Source organism: Streptomyces sp. NPDC058534, assembly GCF_042717365.1.
Taxonomy (GTDB): Bacteria; Actinomycetota; Actinomycetes; order Streptomycetales; family Streptomycetaceae; genus Streptomyces.
Genome location: NZ_JBHXNW010000009.1, coordinates 110,158 through 131,837, shown reverse-complemented (window position 1 = coordinate 131,837; position 21,680 = coordinate 110,158). Strand labels below are relative to the sequence as shown.

General features: G+C 71.6%; 24 protein-coding genes and 4 tRNA genes. 6 read left to right on the top strand and 22 right to left on the bottom strand.

Annotation, left to right across the window (positions count from 1 at the left end):
- Positions 1–104 precede the first annotated feature (104 nt).
- The 8 genes from rnc to ACFWR9_RS07820 form a co-directional block, all read right to left on the bottom strand.
- Positions 105–947 (bottom strand): ribonuclease III, encoded by an 843-nt coding sequence (gene rnc / locus ACFWR9_RS07855; RefSeq protein ID WP_383837151.1) that lies wholly within the window; start codon positions 945–947, stop codon positions 105–107.
- 7 nt (positions 948–954) lie between these two features.
- Positions 955–1,128 (bottom strand): 50S ribosomal protein L32, encoded by a 174-nt coding sequence (rpmF, locus tag ACFWR9_RS07850; RefSeq protein WP_003951102.1) that lies wholly within the window; start codon positions 1,126–1,128, stop codon positions 955–957.
- 2 nt (positions 1,129–1,130) lie between these two features.
- Positions 1,131–1,784, bottom strand: a complete 654-nt coding sequence (locus ACFWR9_RS07845) for a YceD family protein (protein ID WP_383837148.1) — start codon at positions 1,782–1,784, stop codon at positions 1,131–1,133.
- Positions 1,785–1,933: 149 nt separating this feature from the next.
- A complete protein-coding gene (locus ACFWR9_RS07840) occupies positions 1,934–3,064 on the bottom strand; it encodes a cell division initiation protein (protein ID WP_383837145.1) in 1,131 nt (376 codons plus the stop codon).
- A gap of 121 nt (positions 3,065–3,185) precedes the next feature.
- Positions 3,186–3,665, bottom strand: coding sequence for a pantetheine-phosphate adenylyltransferase (gene coaD / locus ACFWR9_RS07835; RefSeq protein ID WP_383837199.1), 480 nt, complete (start codon positions 3,663–3,665; stop codon positions 3,186–3,188).
- Positions 3,666–3,691: 26 nt separating this feature from the next.
- Entirely contained in the window at positions 3,692–4,387 is a 696-nt protein-coding gene (gene rsmD / locus ACFWR9_RS07830) for a 16S rRNA (guanine(966)-N(2))-methyltransferase RsmD (protein WP_383837142.1), read from the bottom strand.
- 50 nt (positions 4,388–4,437) lie between these two features.
- Positions 4,438–6,690: an ATP-dependent DNA helicase RecG gene (gene recG, locus ACFWR9_RS07825; RefSeq protein WP_383837139.1), complete on the bottom strand. Its 2,253-nt coding sequence runs from the start codon at positions 6,688–6,690 to the stop codon at positions 4,438–4,440.
- Positions 6,691–6,731: 41 nt separating this feature from the next.
- Positions 6,732–8,477: a DAK2 domain-containing protein gene (locus ACFWR9_RS07820; protein WP_383837136.1), complete on the bottom strand. Its 1,746-nt coding sequence runs from the start codon at positions 8,475–8,477 to the stop codon at positions 6,732–6,734.
- Positions 8,478–8,738: 261 nt separating this feature from the next.
- Between ACFWR9_RS07820 and rpmB the strand changes: the two genes are divergently transcribed.
- The gene (rpmB, locus tag ACFWR9_RS07815; RefSeq protein ID WP_003993230.1) at positions 8,739–8,924 is read left to right on the top strand and encodes a 50S ribosomal protein L28; all 186 of its coding nucleotides are present in this window, start codon (positions 8,739–8,741) and stop codon (positions 8,922–8,924) included.
- A 117-nt stretch (positions 8,925–9,041) separates the two neighbouring features.
- Here the strand turns inward: rpmB and thiD are convergent, their stop codons facing one another.
- Both thiD and ACFWR9_RS07805 read right to left on the bottom strand, forming a co-directional pair.
- A complete protein-coding gene (gene thiD, locus ACFWR9_RS07810; protein ID WP_383837133.1) occupies positions 9,042–9,839 on the bottom strand; it encodes a bifunctional hydroxymethylpyrimidine kinase/phosphomethylpyrimidine kinase in 798 nt (265 codons plus the stop codon).
- Positions 9,836–10,804, bottom strand: coding sequence for a thiamine-phosphate kinase (locus ACFWR9_RS07805; RefSeq protein WP_383837130.1), 969 nt, complete (start codon positions 10,802–10,804; stop codon positions 9,836–9,838). The genes thiD and ACFWR9_RS07805 overlap by 4 nt, the downstream gene beginning before the upstream one ends.
- A gap of 227 nt (positions 10,805–11,031) precedes the next feature.
- Here ACFWR9_RS07805 and ACFWR9_RS07800 point away from each other — a divergent pair, with 227 nt between their 5' ends.
- A complete protein-coding gene (locus ACFWR9_RS07800; protein ID WP_383837127.1) occupies positions 11,032–11,265 on the top strand; it encodes an Lrp/AsnC ligand binding domain-containing protein in 234 nt (77 codons plus the stop codon).
- A 227-nt stretch (positions 11,266–11,492) separates the two neighbouring features.
- On the opposite strand, the gene ACFWR9_RS07795 is transcribed toward ACFWR9_RS07800, so the two are convergent.
- The 3 genes from ACFWR9_RS07795 to ACFWR9_RS07785 all read right to left on the bottom strand — a co-directional run bounded on the left by ACFWR9_RS07795 (position 11,493) and on the right by ACFWR9_RS07785 (position 14,553).
- Positions 11,493–12,650, bottom strand: coding sequence for a D-alanine--D-alanine ligase family protein (locus ACFWR9_RS07795; RefSeq protein ID WP_383837124.1), 1,158 nt, complete (start codon positions 12,648–12,650; stop codon positions 11,493–11,495).
- A 92-nt stretch (positions 12,651–12,742) separates the two neighbouring features.
- Entirely contained in the window at positions 12,743–13,753 is a 1,011-nt protein-coding gene (locus ACFWR9_RS07790; RefSeq protein WP_383837121.1) for an NAD(P)H-dependent glycerol-3-phosphate dehydrogenase, read from the bottom strand.
- Entirely contained in the window at positions 13,750–14,553 is an 804-nt protein-coding gene (locus ACFWR9_RS07785; protein WP_383837118.1) for a lysophospholipid acyltransferase family protein, read from the bottom strand. The genes ACFWR9_RS07790 and ACFWR9_RS07785 overlap by 4 nt, the downstream gene beginning before the upstream one ends.
- Positions 14,554–14,696: 143 nt before the next feature.
- Here ACFWR9_RS07785 and cofC point away from each other — a divergent pair, with 143 nt between their 5' ends.
- Positions 14,697–15,335 (top strand): 2-phospho-L-lactate guanylyltransferase, encoded by a 639-nt coding sequence (gene cofC / locus ACFWR9_RS07780; protein WP_383837115.1) that lies wholly within the window; start codon positions 14,697–14,699, stop codon positions 15,333–15,335.
- Between the two features lie 9 nt (positions 15,336–15,344).
- Positions 15,345–15,548, top strand: coding sequence for a hypothetical protein (locus ACFWR9_RS07775; RefSeq protein WP_383837112.1), 204 nt, complete (start codon positions 15,345–15,347; stop codon positions 15,546–15,548).
- 99 nt (positions 15,549–15,647) lie between these two features.
- Here ACFWR9_RS07775 and ACFWR9_RS07770 read toward each other — a convergent pair whose 3' ends face one another.
- The 4 genes from ACFWR9_RS07770 to leuC all read right to left on the bottom strand — a co-directional run bounded on the left by ACFWR9_RS07770 (position 15,648) and on the right by leuC (position 18,972).
- Complete coding sequence (locus ACFWR9_RS07770; RefSeq protein WP_383837108.1) at positions 15,648–16,301, bottom strand: HU family DNA-binding protein; 654 nt, start codon at positions 16,299–16,301, stop codon at positions 15,648–15,650.
- Between the two features lie 137 nt (positions 16,302–16,438).
- Positions 16,439–16,669, bottom strand: coding sequence for a hypothetical protein (locus ACFWR9_RS07765; RefSeq protein WP_122617654.1), 231 nt, complete (start codon positions 16,667–16,669; stop codon positions 16,439–16,441).
- Positions 16,670–16,944: 275 nt separating this feature from the next.
- A complete protein-coding gene (gene leuD, locus ACFWR9_RS07760; protein ID WP_383837105.1) occupies positions 16,945–17,538 on the bottom strand; it encodes a 3-isopropylmalate dehydratase small subunit in 594 nt (197 codons plus the stop codon).
- Between the two features lie 3 nt (positions 17,539–17,541).
- Complete coding sequence (gene leuC / locus ACFWR9_RS07755; protein ID WP_383837102.1) at positions 17,542–18,972, bottom strand: 3-isopropylmalate dehydratase large subunit; 1,431 nt, start codon at positions 18,970–18,972, stop codon at positions 17,542–17,544.
- Between the two features lie 198 nt (positions 18,973–19,170).
- On the opposite strand from leuC, the gene ndgR reads away from it, so the two are divergent.
- A complete protein-coding gene (ndgR, locus tag ACFWR9_RS07750; RefSeq protein WP_234960216.1) occupies positions 19,171–19,887 on the top strand; it encodes an IclR family transcriptional regulator NdgR in 717 nt (238 codons plus the stop codon).
- Positions 19,888–19,954: 67 nt separating this feature from the next.
- Here ndgR and ACFWR9_RS07745 read toward each other — a convergent pair whose 3' ends face one another.
- On the bottom strand, positions 19,955–20,500 hold the full coding sequence (locus ACFWR9_RS07745; RefSeq protein WP_383837098.1) for a DUF4188 domain-containing protein: 546 nt from the start codon (positions 20,498–20,500) through the stop codon (positions 19,955–19,957).
- A gap of 83 nt (positions 20,501–20,583) precedes the next feature.
- On the opposite strand from ACFWR9_RS07745, the gene ACFWR9_RS07740 reads away from it, so the two are divergent.
- Positions 20,584–21,228 carry a MerR family transcriptional regulator gene (locus tag ACFWR9_RS07740; protein WP_383837095.1) on the top strand — a complete coding sequence of 215 codons (645 nt, stop codon included), beginning with the start codon at positions 20,584–20,586 and terminating at the stop codon, positions 21,226–21,228.
- Between the two features lie 48 nt (positions 21,229–21,276).
- On the opposite strand, the gene ACFWR9_RS07735 is transcribed toward ACFWR9_RS07740, so the two are convergent.
- From ACFWR9_RS07735 to ACFWR9_RS07720, 4 genes are all read right to left on the bottom strand, one after another.
- A tRNA-Glu gene (locus tag ACFWR9_RS07735) sits at positions 21,277–21,349 on the bottom strand.
- Positions 21,350–21,393: 44 nt separating this feature from the next.
- Positions 21,394–21,465 (bottom strand) — tRNA-Gln (locus ACFWR9_RS07730).
- 20 nt (positions 21,466–21,485) lie between these two features.
- Positions 21,486–21,558 (bottom strand) — tRNA-Glu (locus ACFWR9_RS07725).
- Between the two features lie 29 nt (positions 21,559–21,587).
- Positions 21,588–21,660 (bottom strand) — tRNA-Glu (locus ACFWR9_RS07720).
- Positions 21,661–21,680 lie beyond the last annotated feature (20 nt).

The following is a 21,680-nucleotide window of genomic DNA, read 5'->3' as shown; positions in this document are numbered from 1 at the left end:
GCCAACCCGGGGCTCGACACCCCGGGGGGGGGCGGGTCGGGCGGGGGGGCCGCCCCACCCCCCCCCCCGGTTGTCGGGGGGGGGCGACCGCGACGTGCGGTGGGTCAGGCGGAGGCCGACGGTGCGTCGGCGGCTTCAGCGGCTTCGGGGGCCGGCGTGGCCGCCGCTTCCTTGGCCCGCTCGTCCGCCGCGGCCCGGATGGACCGCCACGCGGATTCCGCGGCCTGCTGCTCCGCCTCCTTCTTGCTGCGGCCGGTGCCGGTGCCGTACGAGACGCCTCCGACGCGGGCGGCAGCAGTGAAGGTCTTCTCGTGGTCCGGGCCGGTCTCCGTGACCAGGTACTCGGGGACACCGAGCCCTTCGGTCGCGGTGAGTTCCTGGAGGCTGGTCTTCCAGTCCAGGCCGGCACCGAGGTTGGAGGACTTCTCGATCAGCGGGTCGAACAGGCGGTGCACCAGTTCGGAGGCCGCGTCGAGGCCCTGGTCGAGATAGACCGCGCCGATCACCGCTTCGAGGGTGTCGGCGAGGATGGACGCCTTGTCCCGGCCGCCCGTGCCCTCTTCACCGCGGCCGAGCCGGATGAAGGAGCCCAGTTCGAGCCCGCGGCCCACCTCCGCCAGCGCACGCGAGTTGACCACCGCGGCCCGGAGCTTGGCCAGCTGGCCCTCGGGCAGATCGGGGTGGGTGCGGTACAGCGTGTCCGTGACGACGAGGCCGAGGACGGAGTCACCGAGGAACTCCAGCCGCTCGTTCGTCGGCAGACCGCCGTTCTCGTACGCGTAGGAACGGTGGGTCAGTGCACGCACCAGAAGGGCGGACTCGAGCTGGTAGCCGAGCCGCCCTTCCAGAAGCGTGTGGGACGAGGCCTGGGTGTCCGCCTTCTTCTTGGCGGGTGGGTCCGCCTTGGCGTCTTCCGCCTTCTTGGGGACTGACACAGTGCCTCTCACCAGCCGCTCAGACCTCGAGGACCTGGCGCTTGTTGTAAGTGCCGCAAGACGGGCACGCGATGTGCTGCTGCTTGGGCTCGTGGCAGCGCTCGCACGCAACCAGGGTGGGGACCGCAGCCTTCCACTGCGACCGGCGGTGGCGCGTGTTGCTGCGCGACATCTTCCGCTTCGGAACAGCCACGGCTACTTCTCCTGCTTCTCGGCGGCGTCCGCGGATCCTGGCGCGTCGCCGCTCATCTCGTCCTTCTCGCCGTCTTCGAGTGAACCGGCGAGTCCCTGCAATGCCGCCCAACGGATGTCGGCGGCGTCGTGGTGGTGGTCCGGGTGGTCCGCCAGGCGTACTCCGCACTCGGAGCACAGACCCGGGCAGTCTTCCCGGCACACCGGCTGCATCGGCAGTGCGAGCACCACCGCGTCGCGCAGCACGGCTTCGAGGCCGATCAGACCGTCCTCGATGAAGAGCCTGTCCTCGTCGTCCTCGGCGTCGTCGCCCGGTTCCGCCGCAGGGCGGCCCCGGTCGTCGGCGTCAGGGTACGAGAACAACTCCTGGAAGTCCGCTACGAGCTGCTGCTCAAGCGGCTCCAGACACCTTACGCACTCCCCCTCGGCCGTGGCACGGGCGGTGCCTGTGACGAGCACCCCTTCCATGACCGACTCGAGTCGGAGATCGAGTTCCACCGGGGCGCCTTCCGGCACTCCGATGACTCCCTGGACACCGAAGTCCTTGGGAGCGTCGACCGTGCGGGTCAGGCGCTGGAGCGCACCGGGCCGCCGTCCCAGCTCGTGCGTGTCGAACACGAGGGGGTCGCGGTGGTCGAGGCGCGCGTTCAGAACCATTCCTGCTTTCGGTCTTCGTAGCTCGGGGATGCCGCCCTTCGGTGTTCTCAGGGCAGCGGCGATCGCGGACGTACGCGCGACCGAAGAGCCAGGATACTGGACCATTCGCTCACGGCCCAATCCGGACCTGCGGGGCCCGTGGGACGGCCCTAGACTCCGCGGCCCTGTTCATAGGCCCTGAGCTGTTCGGCGCTGATCATGCCGGTGTCGAAGAGGCTGGTCTCGTCGAGCGCCTGCGGCTGGACCTGCGGGGGCTGCTGGGGCTGCGGGGGCTGCTGCGCTTGCTGGGGCTGGGCGTAGCCGTGCTGTGCGTCGTAGGCCTGCTGCTGGGCGTCGTAGCCCTGATAGGCGTAGGGATCGCCCGGCTGCTGCTGGTAGCCGTACGGGTCCTGCCCGGCGCCGTAGGCCTGCTGGTAGGCGGCGTACGGATCGGGCTGCTGTTGTGCGTAGCCGTACGCCGGATCCTGCGTGGGCATGTCCGGCACGGCCTGGGCCGGCACCTGGGCCGCGGCCGGCTGCGGCTCGCCGTACCCGGGCTGCCGGGGCTGCTCGGCGGGGGCGTCCGAGAGGGCGGCGAGACCGGCCAGGTAGTCGGCGTCGCTGGAGTGCTGGACGGTGGTGGAGTCGTCGGCGAGGGCGCCGAGGTCGTCGCTGGCGATCCGGCCGTGCAGCTTCTGGCGGCCCCGGCCGACCGCGTCCAGGGTCTTGGCCAGCACCGCCTCGAAGGCGCCGAGCTTGGTGTCGACGTAGGCGTCGGCGTCGCGGCGCAGGGTCTGAGGGTCGTGGCTGCGCTCGGGGGCGTCCTCGTCCTCGTAGCCGTTCTCGTCGAGGCCGGGTCCGGTGCCGAGCAGCTTCTCGCGGCCGCGGCCCACCGAGCCGAGGGTCTTGGTGAGGACGACCTCGAAGTTGGCGAGCTTGGAGTCGACGTAGTCGTCGGCCTCGGCGCGGACCTCCTCGGCCTCCTGGCGGGCCTCGGTGAGGATCCGGTCGGCCTCGGTCTGGGAGCGGCGGGCGACCTCGGTGTCGGCGATCAGGGAGCCGCGCTCGGCGTGCGCGGTCTCGATGATCCGGTCGGCCTCCTGGCGGGCCTGCGCGACCATCTGCTCCCGGCCGCCGAGCAGTTCCTGGGCCTGGGCGAGCGAGCCGGGCAGCTCGGCGCGCAGCTCCTCCAGCGTCGAGAGCAGTTCGGCGCGGTTGACCACACACGAGGCCGACATGGGCATGGCGCGGGCCCCGGAGACCATCGCGGTGATCTCGTCGAGCTTCTTCTGGACGTCCACCGTGTGCTCGCCACTCTCTACAGCTGTGTTGGAGACGGACGGGACGACTGTACGACCCTGGGGTGTCCCGGGGACACCGGGTGACGGACTGTCAGTCTCCGGAGGCGGTACGGCGGGGAGTTCAGTGCTTCTTCAGCCGCTCGGAGAGGACTTCGAGGACCAGCGGCGGCACCAGGTGGGACACGTCGCCGCCCCAGGTCGCGACCTCCTTGACCAGGGAGGAGGACAGGAAGCTGTAGGTGGGGTTGGTGGGGATGAAGAGGGTCTCCACGCCCGAGAGGCCGTTGTTCATCTGGGCCATCTGCAGTTCGTAGTCGAAGTCGCTGACCGCGCGCAGGCCCTTGACGATGGCCGGGATCTCGCGCTGCTTGCAGAAGTCGACGAGGAGGCCGTGGAAGGACTCCACGCGCACGTTGCCGTACTCGGCGGTGACCTGGCGGATGAGGTCGATCCGCTCCTCGATCTCGAACAGGCCCTTCTTCGCCTGGTTGATCATCACGGCGACGTAGACCTCGTCGTAGAGGCTGGAGGCCCGGGCGATGATGTCGAGGTGTCCGTTGGTGATCGGGTCGAACGACCCGGGACAGACGGCACGGCGCACTTGAATTCCCTCGCTCTCCGGTCCGGTCATCGTGCGTCTTCGCACGTTGAGGCGGCGCGACCGTACCAAAACGTTCCCTCGCCGTAGCGGCGGGCACGGATCGCCTCGAAGCCGTCCGGCCAGCCGAATTTCCCGCCTCTGGTGCTGCGCTCCACGGTGACGAGAGCTTCCCCGGCGAGCCAGCCCTCGGTACGGAGTGTGAGCAGGATCTCCCGAAGATCGTCGTCGGAGACGGCGTACGGCGGGTCCAGGAAGACGATGTCGTACGGCTCCGCGGGGGCGGGGGTGCGGATGGTCTGCTCCGCCTTGCCCGCCCGGACCTCGGCGCCGGGCAGGCCGAGCGCTTTGACGTTGTCCCGGACGGTGCGGGCGGCGCGGGCGTCGGCCTCGACGAGCAGGACGTGCCCCGCGCCCCGGGACAGCGCCTCCAGGCCGACGGCGCCGGAACCGGCGTACAGGTCGAGGACCCGCTCGCCGTCCAGCGGGCCGCCGAGCAGGGACTGCCACGTGGAGAAGAGGCCCTCGCGCGCGCGGTCGGAGGTGGGGCGGGTGCCGGTCCCTGGCGGGACGGCCAGGCGACGTCCGCCGGCCTTACCTGCGATCACGCGGGTCATCTGAGGTCCTTGGTGATGGGGTGCGTTCAGTTCAGTCTGGCAGGCGGGGGCGGGGGGCGCCTTGTGTTGTTGGGCGGGTACCGCGTCGTTGTGGCTGGTCGCGCCCACGCGGCGGAGCCGCACCTCGACACAGCCCCGCGCCCCTGGGTGGGCGATGCTCAGCCCTTCTCCAGGTACTGCTCCCTCTCCTCGTCCAACAGAGCCTCCAGGGCCGTCCGCAGGCCGGGCAGGCCGGTCAGCTCCGGGTCGGTGGCGACCAGGGCCGCCGCCTCCTGTCTCGCCTCCGCGATGATCTCCTCGTCCTCGATGACGGCGAGGACGCGCAGGGAGGTGCGGGCACCGGACTGGGCCTGGCCGAGGACGTCGCCCTCCCGGCGCTGTTCGAGGTCGATGCGGGAGAGCTCGAAGCCGTCGAGGGTGCCTGCGACCGCGTTCAGCCGCTGCCGGGCCGCGCTCGCCTCGGGCATCTCGGTGACCAGCAGGCACAGACCGGCGGCGGAGCCGCGACCGACCCGGCCGCGCAGCTGGTGCAGCTGGGAGACGCCGAAGCGGTCCGCGTCCATGATCACCATCGCGGTGGCGTTGGGGACGTTGACGCCGACCTCGATGACGGTCGTGGCGACCAGGACGCCGGTCTCCCCGGCGGCGAAGCGGCGCATGACCGCGTCCTTGTCGTCGGGCGGCATACGGCCGTGCAGGATCTCGACCTTGAGGCCCTGCAAGGGGCCCTTCGCCAGCTGCTCGGCGATGTCGAGGACGGCGAGCGGGGGCCGCTTCTCGGCGTCGTCCTCGGGCGACTTCCGCTGGGCGCCCTTCTTGCCGGGGTCGTCTTCCTCGTCGCCGATGCGCGGGCAGACGACGTACGCCTGGTGGCCGCCCGACACCTCCTCGCGGACCCGCTCCCAGGCCCGGGAGAGGAAGTGGGGTTTGTCGGCGGCCGGGACGACATGGCTGGCGATCGGGGACCGGCCGGCCGGGAGCTGGTCCAGGACCGAGGTCTCCAGGTCGCCGAAGACGGTCATGGCGACGGTGCGCGGGATCGGGGTGGCGGTCATGACGAGCAGGTGCGGGGGCTGCTTCCCCTTGCCGCGCAGGGCGTCGCGCTGCTCGACGCCGAAGCGGTGCTGTTCGTCGACGACGACCAGGCCGAGGTCGTGGAACCGCACCTTGTCCTCGATCAGCGCGTGGGTGCCGATGACGATGCCGGCCTCGCCGGTGGCCAGGTCGAGCAGAGCGTGCCGGCGGGCGGCGGCGCCCATGGACCCGGTGAGCAGCACCACCTTGGTGGCGTGCTCGGCGCCGCCCAGCATGCCTCCCTCGGCCAGCTCGCCCATCATCTCGACGACCGACCTGTGGTGCTGCTGGGCGAGCACCTCGGTGGGCGCGAGCATCACGGCCTGCCCTCCCGCGTCGACGACGGTGAGCATGGCGCGCAGGGCAACCAACGTCTTTCCGCTGCCCACCTCCCCCTGGAGCAGCCGGTGCATCGGGTGGTCGGTGGCGAGGTCGTCGAAGATCTCGCGGGAGACCTTCCGCTGGCCGTCGGTGAGGGTGAAGGGGAGGCGGTCGTCGAAGCCGGTGAGCAGGCCGCCCGGGACGGGTTTCCTGGGGACGGCGGGGAGTTGGGTCTCGGCGTGCCGGCGGCGGGCGAGGGCGACCTGGAGGACGAACGCCTCGTCCCACTTCAGGCGGGCGCGGGCGTCGTCGATGTCGGCCTTGGTGTGCGGGCGGTGGATCTTGAGGAGGGCCTCGGGCAGGGAGACCAGGCCCCGGCCCTCGCGCAGGGAACCGGGGAGGGGGTCGACGGCCTCCTGGGCGCTCGGCAGCACCGTCTGAATCGCCTTGCCGATCTTCCAGGACTCCAGTTTGGCGGTGGCCGGGTAGAGCGGGATGAGGGCTCCGGCCCACGACTCGACGCTCTCGTTCGCGCCGCCGTCGCTGTCGCTGTCGCTGTCGCTGTCGCTGTCGCTGTCGGAGCGCAGCAACTCGTAGGCGGGATGGGCCAGTTGCAGTCGGCGGTTGAAGACGGAGACCTTGCCGGCGAACATCGCGCGGGTGCCCGGCAGGAGTTCCTTGTGGGGCTTGTGGACGCCGTTGCCGAAGAAGACCAGTTGGAGACGGCCGCTGCCGTCCGTGATGGTCACTTCGAGGCGCTGTCCCTTGCCGCGCGGGGCCTTGGACGAGGCGAAGGTGTGCAGCCGGGCGTCGGCGACCTGGGCCACCACCGTGACGTGCTCGTCCATGGGCAGGTCGGCGAGGTGGGTGAGCTGGCCGCGCTCCTCGTATCTGCGGGGGTAGTGGTGGAGGAGGTCGCCGACGGTGTGCAGGCCGAGGTGCTCGGCCATCACCTTCGCGGTGGCGGGGCCGAGCACCTTCTTCAGGGGTTCTCGCAGTGCGGGCACGAGATCCATTGCACACCACGCCACTGACAACGGTCGCGGGAAGCGCCGTACTACTCCACGCCGACCAGCAGCAGGGCGCCCTGCCGGCCGCCCCGGTGGACCACGGTGTCGACGGCGAGATACGCCTCGCGGACCCGGGCCTCCAGGTGCTCGGTGACGGTCCCGGGCGCCTCGTCGCCGAGGACGAGGGTGACCAGCTCGCCGCCGGCCGAGAGCATCCGGTCCAGGACGGTCGCCGCGACCTCCGTGACATCGGCGCCGATCACGGCCACGTCGCCGTCGATGAGGCCGAGCACGTCACCGGCCTGGCAGATGCCGGCCGTGGTCCAGGACTGGCGTTCGGCGACGGTGACCTCGGCGTAGCGGGTGGCGCCGGCCGCGGAGGTCATCGCCACCACGTCCTCGTCGAAGCGCCGCTCGGGCTCGTGCACGGCGAGCGCGGCGATGCCCTGGACCGCGGAGCGGGTGGGGATGAGGGCGACCCTGACGCCCTCGGTACGGGCCTGCTCGGCCGCCGCGGCGGCGGTGTGGCGCAGCTCGGCGTCGTTGGGCAGCAGGACGACCTCGCGCGCGTGCGCCCGCCGTACGGCCTGGACCAGCTCCCCGCTGGCGGGCGGCTCCCCGGGGCGGGCGAGCAGGGTGGTCGCGCCGGCCTCGGCGTACAGTCCCGCCAGCCCCTCCCCCGGCACGACGGCCACCACCGCGCGGCGGCTGCGTTCCCTGGGCGGGCGCCCGGTCCCGGCGGTGTGGGCGTCGCCGTGCCCGAAGTGGGTGATGCGGATCCGGTACGGCCGCCCGGCCTCGACGCCCGCCTCGACGGCGGCGCCCGCGTCGTCGACGTGCACGTGGACGTTCCACAGTCCGTCGCCGCCGACCACGACGAGCGAGTCCCCGAGCGCGTCGAGCCGCTGCCGCAGCCGCGTGACGGCCGCGTCCTCGGCCTCCAGGAGGTAGATCACCTCGAAGGCGGGGCCGTCACGGTCACCCTCCGTCGCCGCACACTCGCCCGCGAGGGCCTCGTCGCCCGGCGCCAGGGACGCGTCCGGCTCGACGCCCGCGTTCGGCGCGACGCGCGCGTGCGGCTCCACGCGCGCGTGGATGACGGTGGCCGCCCCCGGGCCCGGCGCCCGCCCGGTGAACGTCTCCACCAGGGCCCCGAGAACCGTCACCAGGCCGTGTCCGCCGGCGTCGACGACTCCGGCGCGCTCCAGGACCGGCAGCTGGGCCGGGGTGGCGGCGAGCGCCGCGCAGGCGCCCTCGTAGGCCGCGCGGGCCACCTCCGCGCAGTCGCCCTCCGCGCCCTCGGCCGCGTCGGCGGCGGCGGAGGCGACGGTCAGGACGGTGCCCTCGACCGGGTGGGCCACGGCCTGCCGGGCGGACTCGGCGGCGGTCCGCAGGGCCAGCCGCAGGCCGGGGCCCTCGGTGTGCGCGGACTCACCCCGCGCGGTGAGCACCTGGGCCATGCCGCGCAGCAGCTGCGCGAGGATCGTCCCGGAGTTGCCCCGCGCGCCGATCAGCGCTCCGTGCGCCATCGCGCCCACGGCCTCCGTCAGCGAGGGGCCGTCGGTGGCCTCCGGCGCCCCGACGTCCAGCTCGTGCGCCGCGAACACGGCCTCCACGGCCGCGACGGACGACTCGACGGTCAGATAGAGGTTCGTGCCGGTGTCCCCGTCCGCGACGGGATAGACGTTGATCGCGTCGATCTCCTCACGCGCCCGTCCCAGCGCGTGCAGCGACAGACCGCACCAGGTACGCACCGCCAGAGCGTCGAAGAACCTCTGCGGCACCTGCGCCACCTGTGCCTCCCTGAGCTGCGGACGTGGCTGGCAGCGTAGACCTTGGGCCGGTGCCCGGCCCAAGAGGGCCGGGGCGGGCCGCTGAGCTGCCGTGGTAGTTTCGTTGTACGGGAGCAGTCGTTGTATGCTGCTCCGGTTGCCCGATCCCGATCGGGCCATCCCCCTGGCACCGCCACTCAGCTCCCGGACCGCGAGTCCGAGAACTTGATCCCGGCATGCCGGGATCAACCGTAAGTGCATCTGAAGTCTTTGGAGTGACCCGTGGCTGCCAACTGCGACGTCTGCGGCAAGGGGCCGGGCTTCGGCAACAACATCTCGCACTCGCACCGCCGTACGTCCCGTCGCTGGAACCCCAACATCCAGCGCGTGCGTACCGTGGTCGGCGGGACGCCGAAGCGCGTGAACGCTTGCACCTCGTGCATCAAGGCCGGCAAGGTCTCGCGCTGACGCGTCAGCTGAGCGCGCGGCCACTGCCCGGTCCGCTGTAGGGAGCCGGTCCACCTCGGGTGGACCGGCTTTTTGCCGTGCCCGGACTTATTGCCGTACTCGGATGCCACGCGCGGCTCAGGCGGTGCCCCACCCGAGCGCCCACCCGTGATCCACCGGCCCGATCCCGTCGCCGAGCGCGAACCCGGCCCCGATCGCCCCGGTGACGTACTCCTTCGCCGCCGTCACCGCCTCCGGCACCGACCGCCCCTTCGCCAGGCCGCACGCGATGGCCGACGCGAGGGTGCAGCCCGTGCCGTGCGTGTGCCGGTTGTCGAGGCGCGGGGCGCGCAGCCAGTGCTCCTCGGAGCCGTCGGTGAGCAGGTCCACGGCGTCGCCGCGCAGATGGCCGCCCTTGATCAGCGCCCAGCGCGGCCCGTACTCCAGCAGGGCGGCGGCCGCCCGGCGCAGGTCGCTCTCCGACTCGACGCCTACGCCGGTCAGTTGCGCGACCTCGTCGAGGTTCGGGGTGGCGACGGTGGCCACCGGCAGCAGCTTGGTGCGGACCGAGTCCAGGGCGGAGGCGGCGAGCAGCGCGTCCCCGTGCTTGGAGACGCCGACCGGGTCGACGACGGCGGGGGCGTCCGTGCCGCCGAGCAATTCGGCGACCGTCTCGACCAGTTCCGCGGAGGAGAGCATCCCGGTCTTGACCGCCTGGACGCCGATGTCGTCGAGGACGCTGCGGTACTGGGCCCGCACCGCGTCCACGGGCAGCTCCCAGGCGCCCTGCACGCCGAGGGAGTTCTGCGCGGTGACCGCGGTGAGCACGCTCATGCCGTGTGTGCCGAGGGCGAGCATGGTTTTCAGGTCGGCCTGGATGCCGGCGCCGCCGCCGGAGTCGGAGCCGGCCACCGTGAGGACCAGGGGCGGTGTCATGACTCCACGTCCTCTCCGAAGTGGTCCCAGCCGCCCTTGCTGGTCCAGGGCGCCCCGTCGACGGTGACCTGGGGCAGCGCGGAGGGGTTGAGGACCTCGCCGATGACCTTCCAGCGGGCGGGCAGCTTCACGTCCGGCGGGAAGGTCGCCACGATCGCGTGGTCCTCTCCCCCGGTGAGCACCCACTGCATGGGGTCCACGCCGACGGCCTGCCCGATGTCGTTCATCTGGGACGGGATGTCGATCTGGCCCGAGCGGACGTCGATCCTGACCTTGCTGGCCTCCGCGATGTGCCCCAGGTCCGCGATGAGCCCGTCGCTCACGTCGCACATGGCGGTGGCGCCGAGGCCGGCCGCGGCCGGACCCGCGTGGTACGGCGGCTCGGGGCGCCGGTGGGCCTCGACGAAGGCGCGCGGCGAGCGGAACCCGCGGGACAGCACGGCCAACCCGGCCGCGGACCAGCCCAGCCAGCCGGTCACCGCGACGAGGTCGCCGGGCTGGGCGCCGCCCCGGGTGACGGGCTCCTGGTTGCGCAGGTCGCCCAGCGCGGTGATGGAGACCGTGATGGTGTCGCCGCGCACCACGTCGCCGCCGACCACGGAGGCGCCGGCCACCTGGCACTCGTCGCGCAGTCCGTCCATCAGCTCGGTCGGCCAGGTCACCGGCAGTTCGGCGGGTACGACCAGGCCGAGCAGGAGCGCGGTCGGCACGGCCCCCATGGCGGCGATGTCCGCCAGGTTCTGCGCCGCCGCCTTGCGGCCCACGTCGTACGCGGTGGACCAGTCCCGGCGGAAGTGCCGCCCCTCCACGAGGATGTCGGTGCTGGCCACCACCCGGCGGTCGGGCGCGGCCACCACCGCGGCGTCGTCGCCGGGGCCCACCCGGACCGCCGGGGTGGTGGTGAGACGGGAGGTGAGCTCCCTGATGAGCCCGAACTCCCCCAGCTCACCAACAGTGCCCTTCATCGCCTTGGCTCCCCTTCTGTCTCTGTCCGTGCCCGGTCGCGCGTCATCTCTGTCCTCGTTACGGTCGAAATGACCGTCGCCACGGTCGGCGTGATCGTCAACTCGTGTCATTCCGGCACCCCGGCGCGCGGGGCCCGCGGCCCACGGGTCTCCCCGCGGAGAGCGGCTACGCGATACCGTGGCGTTCCTTTTCCCCACATGATCCTCGTGGCCGCTCTGGAGGTTCCGTGGTACAGGCGTACATCCTGATCCAGACGGAGGTCGGCAAGGCGTCGACCGTCGCCGACACGATCAGCAAGATCCCCGGGGTGATCACGGCCGAGGACGTGACAGGACCCTACGACGTCATCGTGCGCGCCCAGTCCGACACCGTCGACGAACTCGGTCGCATGGTGGTCGCCAAGGTCCAGCAGGTGGACGGCATCACACGCACACTGACCTGTCCCGTGGTCCATCTCTGACCCCCCTTCCGCCCGCTCGCTCTCGTACTGTTGATCGCCGCCGCCGGCTGCTCCTCAGCAGACGACAGCGGGCCGGCGGCGGTTCCCGGCCCGGGCCCCGGTCACCAAGCTGTGGCGGAACCCGGACAACGCGCTGCCGCCTGCGGGCCGGGGAAACCCGCTGATCATACTGCGAGAAGGCGACCCCCGAGGGGATCGCCTTCTGGCTGTGCGCGGGACGACTGACGTCAGCGCAGCCCCGTCGGGCGCCGCAGCGCCGCCTGGACCAGCCGGTCCACCAGCTCCGGGTAGCTCACGCCGCTCGCCCGCCACATCTGCGGGTACATGGAGATCGGCGTGAATCCGGGCATGGTGTTGATCTCGTTGATCACGAACTCGTCGTCCTCGGTGAGGAAGAAGTCCGCGCGCACCAGCCCCTCGCAGGAGGCCGCGTCGAACGCCGCCACGGCGAGCCGCTGGACCTCGGCGGTCTCCTCGGGCGTGAGCGGGGCGGGCACGATGCCGGGGGTGGAGTCGATGTACTTGGCCTCGAAGTCGTAGTACGCGTGCTCCGAGGGCGGCGGGATCTCGGCGGGGACGGAGGCCCGGGGGCCGTCCTCGAACTCCAGCACCCCGCACTCGATCTCGCGGCCGCGCAGGGTCGCCTCGACCAGGATCTTCGGGTCGTGGCGCCGGGCCTCCTCGATCGCCTCGTCGAGTCCGGCGAGGTCGTCGACCTTGGTGATGCCGATCGAGGAACCCGCGCGCGCGGGCTTCACGAACAGCGGCCAGCCGTGCTCGCCGGCGAAGTCGACGATCTTCCGGCGGGCGCCGGAACGGTCCTGCTCCCACTCGCGGGGCCGGATCACCGCGTACGGGCCGACCTTCAGCCCGTAGGAGGCGAACACCGCCTTCATGTACTCCTTGTCCTGGCCGACGGCCGAGGCGAGCACGCCCGCGCCGACGTAGGGCACGCCGGACAGTTCGAGGAGTCCCTGGAGGGTGCCGTCCTCGCCGTACGGGCCGTGCAGCACGGGGAAGACGACGTCGACCTCGCCCAGCGCCTTGGGCACCACGCCGGGTTCGCTGTAGACGACTTCGCGGTTGGCGGGGTCGACGGGCAGCACCACGGCGCCCTCGGCCGACTCGGCCAGTTCCTCGACGTCGGGCGTACGGCGCTCGGTGATCGCCATGCGTTCCGGTTCGTCGGCGGTGAGGGCCCAGCGGCCGTCCCTGGTGATGCCGATCGGCAGGACGTCGTACTTCGTCCGGTCGATGGCCGCGAGGACGGCGCCGGCGGTGACCACGGAGATCCCGTGTTCGGAGCTGCGCCCGCCGAACACGACGGCCACACGCGGCTTGCGAGGCGGCTGCTCGGGGCTCTGGGGGAGGTTCTCGGTGCTCATATCGCGTCGAGAGTACCCGCCCGTAGGGCCGCGAGACAGCGTCGGCGGGGCCGCGTGGCGCGGGTGGCGCCCGGGGTGCGGTCCGGTGTCGCTCAGCGTCGTTCGGGCTTCGCGCTGCGCGACATCAGCTCCTTGACCGCGACGACCGGGGGCTTGCCCTCGTGCACGATGGCGACCACGGTCTCGGTGATCGGCATGTCGACGCCGTGCCTGCGGGCCAGATCCAGCACCGACTCGCAGGACTTGACGCCCTCGGCGGTCTGCTTGGTGACCGCGATGGTCTCCTGCAGGGTCATGCCCTTGCCCAGGTTGGTGCCGAAGGTGTGGTTGCGCGACAGCGGGGACGAGCAGGTCGCCACCAGGTCGCCGAGCCCGGCCAGTCCGGAGAAGGTCAGCGGGTCGGCGCCGAGGGCGACCCCGAGGCGGGTGGTCTCGGCCAGGCCGCGGGTGATGAGGGAGCCCTTGGCGTTGTCGCCCAGGCCCATGCCGTCCGCGATGCCGACGGCCAGCCCGATCACGTTCTTCACGGCGCCGCCCAGTTCGCAGCCGACGACGTCGGTGTTGGTGTACGGGCGGAAGTACGGCGTGTGGCAGGCGGTCTGGAGGCGCTGGGCGACGGATTCGTCGGGGCAGGCGACCACGGCGGCGGCCGGCATGCGGGCGGCGATCTCGCGGGCCAGGTTGGGCCCGGTGACCACGGCGATGCGCTCGGCGCCGACCTTGGCGACGTCCTCGACGACCTCGCTCATCCGCATCGCGGAGCCGAGTTCGACGCCCTTCATCAGCGACACCAGGACCGTGCCGGGCGCCAGCAGCGGCGTCCAGTCGGCGAGGCCCGCGCGCAGCGTCTGGGAGGGGACGGCGAGGACCGTGAAGTCGGCGTCGCGCGCGGCCTCGGCGGCGTCGGTGGTGGCCCGCAGGCCGGCGGGGAGTTCCACGCCGGGCAGGTAGTCCGGGTTGGTCCGGGTGGAGTTGACTGCGTCGGCGAGGTCGGCGCGGCGCCCCCACAGGGTGACGTCGCACCCCGCGTCGGCGAGGACCATGCCGAAGGCGGTGCCCCACGATCCGGTGCCGAAGACGGCCGCCTTGACCGGCTTGCTCACGCGCTCTGCCCTTCTGCCTGCGTCCCCCGCGTCCGTGCCGGCGCCGGCTGCGACTGCGACGGTGTCTGCGACTGCGTACGGCGCCGCTGCTCGATGCGCTCGCGGCGCGGGTCGTAGGGGGTTTGGGGTGCCTTCTCGCCCCGGATCTCCTCCAGGTGGCCGGTGACGGCGGCCATGATGACCTCGGTGGCCTCCTTCAGCAGCTCCGCGGTCATCTCCCGGTCGTAGAACCGCGAGAGGTCGACCGGCGGCCCCGCCAGCACCTGGTGGGTCTTGCGCGGGAGGAGGTGCGGCTTCTTGGCGTAGGGCGGCAGCAGTTCGTTGCAGCCCCACTGGGCGACCGGGATCACCGGGCACTTGGTCTGCAGGGCGACGCGCGCGGCACCGGTCTTGGCGGTCATCGGCCAGCCGTCCGGGTCGCGGGTGAGGGTGCCCTCGGGGTAGAAGGCGACGCACTCGCCGCGCTCCACGGCGTCGATCGCGGCCCGGAAGGCGCTGAGGGCGTCCGTGCTTTCGCGGTAGACGGGGATCTGTCCGGTGCCCCGCATCGCGGCGCCGACGAAGCCCTTCTTGAAAAGGCCGCTCTTCGCCAGGAATCGGGGGACGCGCCCGGTGTTGTACTGGTAGTGCGCGTATGCGAAGGGGTCCACGTGCGAATTGTGGTTCACGGCGGTGATAAATCCGCCGTCGGCCGGAATGTTCTCCATTCCCCGCCAGTCCCGCTTGATCAGAACCACGAGCGGCGGTTTGCAGATCACCGCGGCCAGGCGGTACCAGAAGCCGATTCTGCGGCGGGGCACGCTGACACCTTTCCTCCAGGGCCTGGGGCCGGACAAGTGTCGCCCCGGGCCGCCCGTCTGTCGAGAACACCGTACGCCCCGGAGGGTGAACCGCCCGGTCCCCCAGGTGACAATGACGGCGACGAGAGAAGGACGGAACGCTCGTGCAGTGGACCTTGGTCGTACCCGTGAAGCCCCTCGCCCGGGCCAAGAGCAGGCTGTCGGACACCGCGGACGACGGGGTCCGGCCGGATCTCGCGCTGGCGTTCGCACAGGACGCCGTGGCAGCCGCGCTGGCCTGCCCGGCGGTCGGCGATGTGGCAGTCGTCACGGACGACGCACGGGCCGGACGGGAGCTGGCGGCGCTGGGCGCGGGCCTCGTCACGGACGAGCCCCGCGGCGGTCTGAACGCGGCGCTGGCGCACGGCGCGGCAGCGGTCCGCGCCGCACGTCCCGGAACTCCGGTGGCCGCGCTCAACGCCGATCTCCCCGCGCTGCGGCCGGCGGAATTGGCGCGGGTCCTGGCGGCGGCCGGGCAATTCCCGCGCGCTTTTCTCCCGGACGCGGCCGGAATCGGCACCACCTTGCTGACCGCGGCACCCGGCGTCGAATTGTCCCCGGCATTCGGCCCGGATTCCCGGGTCCGCCACCGTGCGTCCGGCGCGGTGGAACTGTCCCTCGGCGCGGTGGATTCCGTACGGCAGGACGTCGACACCGGCGGTGATCTGCGCTCCGCCCTGGCGCTGGGGGTGGGGCCCCGAACGGCGGCGGTGGCGGCGCGGTTGCTGATCGCCGGGCAGTAGGCTGCCGCCATGCAGGCGACCGCGTACACGTACGACCCCGAAAGCCGCAGCGGGCAGGTGCTGCTCGACGACGGCACGCCCGTGCCCTTCGACGCGGCGGCGTTCGACGCGGGGGGCCTGCGGCTGCTGCGGCCGGGGCAGCGGGTGCGGATCGAGACGGAGGGGGCGGGCCCGGACCGCCGGATCACGCTGGTGACGCTCCAGACGCTCTGAACCACCTGGGAAAACGCCGCGGGCCGGACTCCGAGAGGGAGTCCGGCCCGGCGTGTGAGAGCCCTGTTCGCCTGCTGCCGCCGCTGTTGCCGCCGGCTGCTACTTCTTGCGGGCGGTGGCCTTCTTGGCGGTGGTCTTGCGGGCGGTCGACTTCTTGGCCGGGGCCTTCTTGGCGGTCGCCTTCTTGGCGGGGGCCTTCTTCGCCGCGGTCTTCTTCGCCGCGGTGGTCTTGGCCGCGGACTTCTTGGCGGTGGTCTTCTTCGCCGTCGTCTTCTTCGCCGCTCCGGTGGCCTTCTTCGCCGCGGTCTTCTTCGCCGCCGCGGTGGTCTTCTTGGCGGCGGCCGTGGCCTTCTTCGCGGCGCCGGTGGCCTTCTTGGCGGCGGCCTTCTTGCCCGCGGCCTTGGAGATGGTGGCCGACGGGCCGGAGAGGCTGCCCTTGGGGGCCTTCTTGACCGCGATGTCGTTCTTCGGGAGCTTCTTCGAGCCGCTCACCAGGTCCTTGAAGCCCTGACCCGCGCGGAAGCGCGGCACCGAGGTCTTCTTGACCCGAACCCGCTCGCCCGTCTGGGGGTTGCGGGCGTAGCGGGCGGGACGGTCGACCTTCTCGAAGGAACCGAAGCCGGTGACCGAGACCCGGTCGCCAGAGACGACCGCACGGACGAGGGCGTCCAGGACCGCGTCGACGGCGTCGGCGGCCTGCTGCCTGCCGCCCACCTTGTCGGCAATCGCTTCTACGAGCTGCGCCTTGTTCACGTCTTCCCCTTCGGAGACATCGCCAGAACGAATCTGTTCAAGCTTTTTCGCACGTTAGGCAGATATATACCGCAAATCAAACACGAAACGGGCTAATCACCCTTGTGCCGCAACGGACTCGGGCCGCCCCGGCCTGTTCAGCCGTCCTCTTCGGGGAATCGACCCTCGTCGAGGTCGGCGGTGAACCGATCCAGGCGCCTTGCCGCACCGGCGAGATCGTGTTTGGCCGCGGCCGTAATGACCAGCAGCTTCCGGGTCAGCGCCATCCGTACGCCCTCCGGGACTTGCAGTGCGCGCACTCTTGTGTGCGCTTCCTTGAGCCGGACCGCGACCGCCGCATAGAGCTCGAGTTGGCCGTCGTGGTCCATGCACAGATTGTGCCATCTGGGGCGAGTTGTCGCCTGCGCAGGGGGCAACTGCCGCCCCGAACGGCCTTCCGGGCACTGCCGGAAGCCGCGCCTCCAGGACTTCTGTACCCCGGCAACCATGCCTCTAACGTGGGAAGTTGTGCGCCTCACCGGTGACGGGCGCCCGCCGCCGGACCCGAAAACGGCCGTACCCCCGATCGGGCTGTTCGGGGGTACGGCGGGGGTGTTGGGTGGCCGAAACTCGACCTTGCGGAGCCTCCGCGGGCCCCGGCGGGTCAGACCTTGAGGGTCTGCGGCTTGTACGACGGGCGCTTCGCCTCGTACGTGGCGATGTCCGCCTCGTTCTGGAGGGTGATCGAGATGTCGTCCAGCCCGTTCAGCAGCCGCCAGCGGGAGTTCTCGTCCAGCTCGAAGGAGGCGGTGATGCCCTCGGCGCGCACCTCACGGGCCTCCAGGTCGACCGTGACCTCGGCCTGCGGGTCGTTCTCGGTGAGCTCCCACAGCGCGTCCACGATCTTCTGGTCGAGGACCACGGTGAGCAGGCCGTTCTTCAGCGAGTTGCCCCGGAAGATGTCGGCGAAACGGGAGGAGATCACGGCCTTGAAGCCGTAGTTCTGCAGCGCCCAGACGGCGTGCTCACGGGAGGAGCCGGTGCCGAAGTCGGGGCCGGCCACCAGGACCGTGGCGCCCTGGCGCTCGGGCTGGTTGAGGACGAAGGACGCGTCCTTGCGCCAGGCCTCGAACAGCCCGTCCTCGAACCCGTCCCGGGTCACCTTCTTGAGCCAGTGGGCGGGGATGATCTGGTCGGTGTCGACGTTGCTGCGGCGCAGCGGAACGGCCCGGCCGGTGTGCGTGGTGAATGCTTCCATGACTCAGACTCCAGCGGGCGTGGGGACGTCGGCGGCGGACAGGTCGGCGGGGGAGGCCAGGTGACCCAGGACCGCCGTCGCGGCCGCGACCTGCGGCGACACCAGGTGGGTACGGCCGCCCTTGCCCTGCCGGCCCTCGAAGTTGCGGTTGGAGGTGGAGGCGGAGCGCTCGCCGGGGGCCAGCTGGTCCGGGTTCATGCCCAGGCACATCGAGCAGCCCGCGTGCCGCCATTCGGCGCCGGCCTCCTTGAAGACCACGTCCAGGCCCTCGGAGACGGCCTGGAGGCCCACCCGCGCGGAGCCCGGGACGACCAGCATCCGTACGCCGTCGGCGACTTTGCGGCTCCGGACGATCTCGGCGGCGGCGCGCAGGTCCTCGATGCGGCCGTTGGTGCAGGAACCTACGAAGACGGTGTCCACGTTGATGGAGCGCAGCGGCTGACCGGCCTCCAACCCCATGTACTCCAGGGCCTTTTCGGCGGCGAACCGCTCCGAAGCGTCTTCGTACGAAGCCGGGTCGGGGACGGCGGCGGAAAGCGGCGCGCCCTGCCCCGGGTTGGTGCCCCAGGTGACGAACGGGGACAGCTCGGCGGCCTCGACGACCACCTCGGCGTCGAACTCGGCGTCGTCGTCCGTGCGCAGCGTCTTCCAGTACTCGACCGCCGCGTCCCAGTCCGCGCCCTCGGGGGCGTGCGGGCGGCCCTGGAGGTAGTCGAAGGTGGTGGCGTCGGGGGCGATCATGCCCGCGCGGGCGCCGGCCTCGATCGACATGTTGCAGATGGTCATGCGGGCCTCCATCGAGAGCTTCTCGATGGCCTCGCCCCGGTACTCCAGGACGTAGCCCTGGCCGCCGCCGGTGCCGATCTTCGCGATGATCGCGAGGATCAGGTCCTTGGCGGTGACGCCGTCGGGCAGTTCGCCGTTGACGGTGATCGCCATGGTCTTCGGGCGGGCCAGGGGCAGCGTCTGGGTGGCCAGCACGTGCTCGACCTGGGAGGTGCCGATGCCGAAGGCCAGCGCGCCGAAGGCGCCGTGCGTCGAGGTGTGCGAGTCGCCGCAGACCACGGTGGTGCCGGGCTGGGTCAGGCCCAGCTGGGGACCGACGACGTGTACGACGCCCTGCTCGACGTCGCCCAGCGGGTGCAGCCGGACGCCGAAATCCGCGCAGTTCTTGCGCAGCGTCTCCAGCTGGGCCCGGGAGACCGGGTCCGCGATGGGCTTGTCGATGTCGAGTGTCGGGGTGTTGTGGTCCTCGGTGGCGATGGTCAGGTCGAGCCGCCGCACCGGGCGGCCGCTCTTGCGGAGGCCGTCGAAGGCCTGCGGGCTGGTCACCTCGTGCAGCAGGTGCAGATCGATGAAGAGGAGGTCGGGCTCGCCCTCGGCGCGCCGGACGACGTGGTCGTCCCAGACCTTCTCCGCGAGTGTCCTACCCATCGCTTTCCCTCCGGCCGGCGACGAAGCGTCGGCCCAACTAGAGATCTTTGGGGAAGCGGCGCCCGCACCCCTGTGTTTCCGGGCAACCGCCACCAGGCCCTTTCGTCACGGGCCGTTGTGACTTCGTGCCATCCAGGGTGGCGCGTTCCATGGAAAATTGAACTTGCGTTTCACAGAGTGAGACGGGAGTATCGTTTCATGGACAACAGTAGCGGCGTCGGCGTTCTGGACAAGGCGGCCGTCGTCCTGAGCGCTCTGGAGTCCGGCCCGGCCACCCTCGCGGGATTGGTCGCTGCGACCGGACTGGCACGACCCACGGCCCACCGCCTGGCCGTGGCGCTGGAACACCACCGCATGGTGGCGCGCGACATGCAGGGCCGTTTCATTCTCGGCCCGCGACTGGCCGAGCTGGCCGCGGCGGCGGGCGAGGACCGTCTGCTGGCCACCGCGGGCCCGGTGCTCACCCACCTCCGCGATGTCACGGGCGAGAGCGCTCAGCTCTACCGCCGCCAGGGCGACATGCGTATCTGTGTGGCCGCGGCCGAGCGTCTGTCGGGCCTCAGGGACACGGTCCCGGTCGGCTCCACGCTCACCATGAAGGCCGGCTCCTCGGCGCAGATCCTGATGGCCTGGGAGGAGCCGGAGCGCCTGCACCGCGGCCTCCAGGGCGCCCGCTTCACGGCGACGGCGCTGTCCGGCGTGCGGCGGCGCGGCTGGGCCCAGTCCATCGGCGAGCGTGAGCCGGGCGTCGCGTCCGTCTCCGCGCCGGTGCGCGGCCCCTCCAACCGCGTGGTGGCGGCCGTGTCCGTCTCCGGCCCCATCGAGCGCCTGACGCGCCACCCGGGCCGGATGCACGCCCAGGCGATCATCGACGCCGCCGGCCGCCTCTCGGAGGCGCTGCGCCGCACAGGCTGACCGGCGTCACTCCCCGCGTGACCGGGGACGGGCCCGCCTCAACGCCACGGCGGGCCCTCCCCCGCCATCACGCCCTCTCGGGCGCCTCCTGGCCGGTCTCCGCCCGCTGCCCCGACCGGTGCGCGAACCGGTCCTTCGCCCGCTTCCCCCGCCGCTCCAGCGGCACCTGACCGTGGGCCGCCGCGAGCCCGAAGGCCGGCATGTCCGCGTAGATCGACTCGTACGACCCCTCGGGCACGATGTACGACTCGTGCCACAGCCCCACATGCCCGCGCACCTTCCCCGCCCGCTCCTTGCGGTTGACGAGGGCCCACGCCCGGTGGTGGAAGACGTCGGGCGAGTGGGCGTACCGGTAGAGCTTCTCCTTGGACTCCCAGTACTGGACGACGTAGTACGTCCGTGGCGACGCCGTCAGCAGGACGTGGCCGAGGAGTCCGCGCTCCGGGCTCCTGGCCAGTTCGCGGAGCATGCGCGGCATGGCGAGAAGTACCGGCAGCCAGTGGTGCACCGCCCAGAAGTGGTTGATCCGCATGCCGATCAGCAGCACGACCACGTCGCCCTCGGCCGCGGCGGTGGTACGCACCGCGGTGCCCGTGCCGGACTTGCCCGTCATCTGAACCTCCCCCTGTTGGTGAGCGGGACTCTCCAACCGTCCCATGCTTGGATAGTGCCGGTATCCGAGGAAGGGTGCAAGGGATGCGACTGGCCGAGCTGAGCGAGCGCAGCGGTGTGTCCACCGCGACGATCAAGTACTACCTGCGCGAGGGCCTGTTGCCGCCCGGCCGGCAGATCAACGCGACCACGGCCGAGTACGACGAGGGCCATCTGCGCCGGCTGCGGCTGGTGCGGGCGCTGATCCAGGAGGGCCGGGTGCCGGTGGCGACGGCCAGGGAGGTGCTGGGTCATGTGGACGACGACTCCCTGGGCCGGACCATCCGGCTCGGCGCCGCCCTGTGGGCGCTGCCGCAGGGTCCGGAGCCGGACGAGGACGACCCGTCCGTGATCGCCGCCCGGGCCGAGGTGGACCGGCTGCTGGAGCTGCTGGGCTGGGAAACCGCCCGGGAGTTGGCCGCCCTGTCGCCCGTACACCGTTCACTGGTGGCGGCGGTGGCGACGCTGAGGCGGCTGGACCACCCCTGGGACGCCGAACAGATGGCGCCGTACGCGGAGTTGATGCACCTGGTGGCCCGGCGGGAGCTGGACCACATGGAGACCCGGGCCTCGGACACCGAGCAGGTGGAGGCGGCGGTGGCGTCGACGGTGCTCTTCCAGCCCGTGCTGCGGGCGTTGCACCGGCTGGCGCAGGAGGAGGAGTCCGCGCGGCGGTACGGCATCGAGTGAGAGACCGGAAGGGGCTCCCGCCGAAGCGGAAGCCCCTTCTTCTACCTGTACCCCCGACCGGATTCGAACCGGCGCTACCGCCTTGAGAGGGCGGCGTGCTAGGCCGCTACACAACGGGGGCGTGGATCTTGCAAGCGTTCAATGCTGCACCGCCGCAGATCCGAGCTGGTCTACCAGGACTCGAACCTAGACTAACTGAACCAGAATCAGTCGTGCTGCCAATTACACCATAGACCAATGTGGTTTAGACCAGTTCGTACCCCCGACCGGATTCGAACCGGCGCTACCGCCTTGAGAGGGCGGCGTGCTAGGCCGCTACACAACGGGGGCCCTAGCGATCATCTCGTGAGAGATCACCGTACCCCCGACCGGATTCGAACCGGCGCTACCGCCTTGAGAGGGCGGCGTGCTAGGCCGCTACACAACGGGGGCTTAGCAGATATAGCTCTGCG

Bases quoted from the DNA above. Each gene is read 5' to 3' on its own strand.
- ACFWR9_RS07765 (WP_122617654.1), bottom strand. From the start codon at position 16,669: ATGGACCACGACGGCCAACTCGAGCTCTATGCGGCGGTCGCGGTCCGG.
- ACFWR9_RS07845 (WP_383837148.1), bottom strand. From the start codon at position 1,784: ATGGTTCTGAACGCGCGCCTCGACCACCGCGACCCCCTCGTGTTCGAC.
- ndgR (WP_234960216.1), top strand. From the start codon at position 19,171: ATGGACAACAGTAGCGGCGTCGGCGTTCTGGACAAGGCGGCCGTCGTC.
- ACFWR9_RS07745 (WP_383837098.1), bottom strand. From the start codon at position 20,500: ATGACGGGCAAGTCCGGCACGGGCACCGCGGTGCGTACCACCGCCGCG.
- ACFWR9_RS07775 (WP_383837112.1), top strand. From the start codon at position 15,345: ATGCAGGCGACCGCGTACACGTACGACCCCGAAAGCCGCAGCGGGCAG.
- ACFWR9_RS07805 (WP_383837130.1), bottom strand. From the start codon at position 10,804: ATGAAGGGCACTGTTGGTGAGCTGGGGGAGTTCGGGCTCATCAGGGAG.
- leuC (WP_383837102.1), bottom strand. From the start codon at position 18,972: ATGGGTAGGACACTCGCGGAGAAGGTCTGGGACGACCACGTCGTCCGG.
- ACFWR9_RS07740 (WP_383837095.1), top strand. From the start codon at position 20,584: ATGCGACTGGCCGAGCTGAGCGAGCGCAGCGGTGTGTCCACCGCGACG.
- ACFWR9_RS07795 (WP_383837124.1), bottom strand. From the start codon at position 12,650: ATGAGCACCGAGAACCTCCCCCAGAGCCCCGAGCAGCCGCCTCGCAAG.
- thiD (WP_383837133.1), bottom strand. From the start codon at position 9,839: ATGACACCGCCCCTGGTCCTCACGGTGGCCGGCTCCGACTCCGGCGGC.
- recG (WP_383837139.1), bottom strand. From the start codon at position 6,690: ATGGATCTCGTGCCCGCACTGCGAGAACCCCTGAAGAAGGTGCTCGGC.
- leuD (WP_383837105.1), bottom strand. From the start codon at position 17,538: ATGGAAGCATTCACCACGCACACCGGCCGGGCCGTTCCGCTGCGCCGC.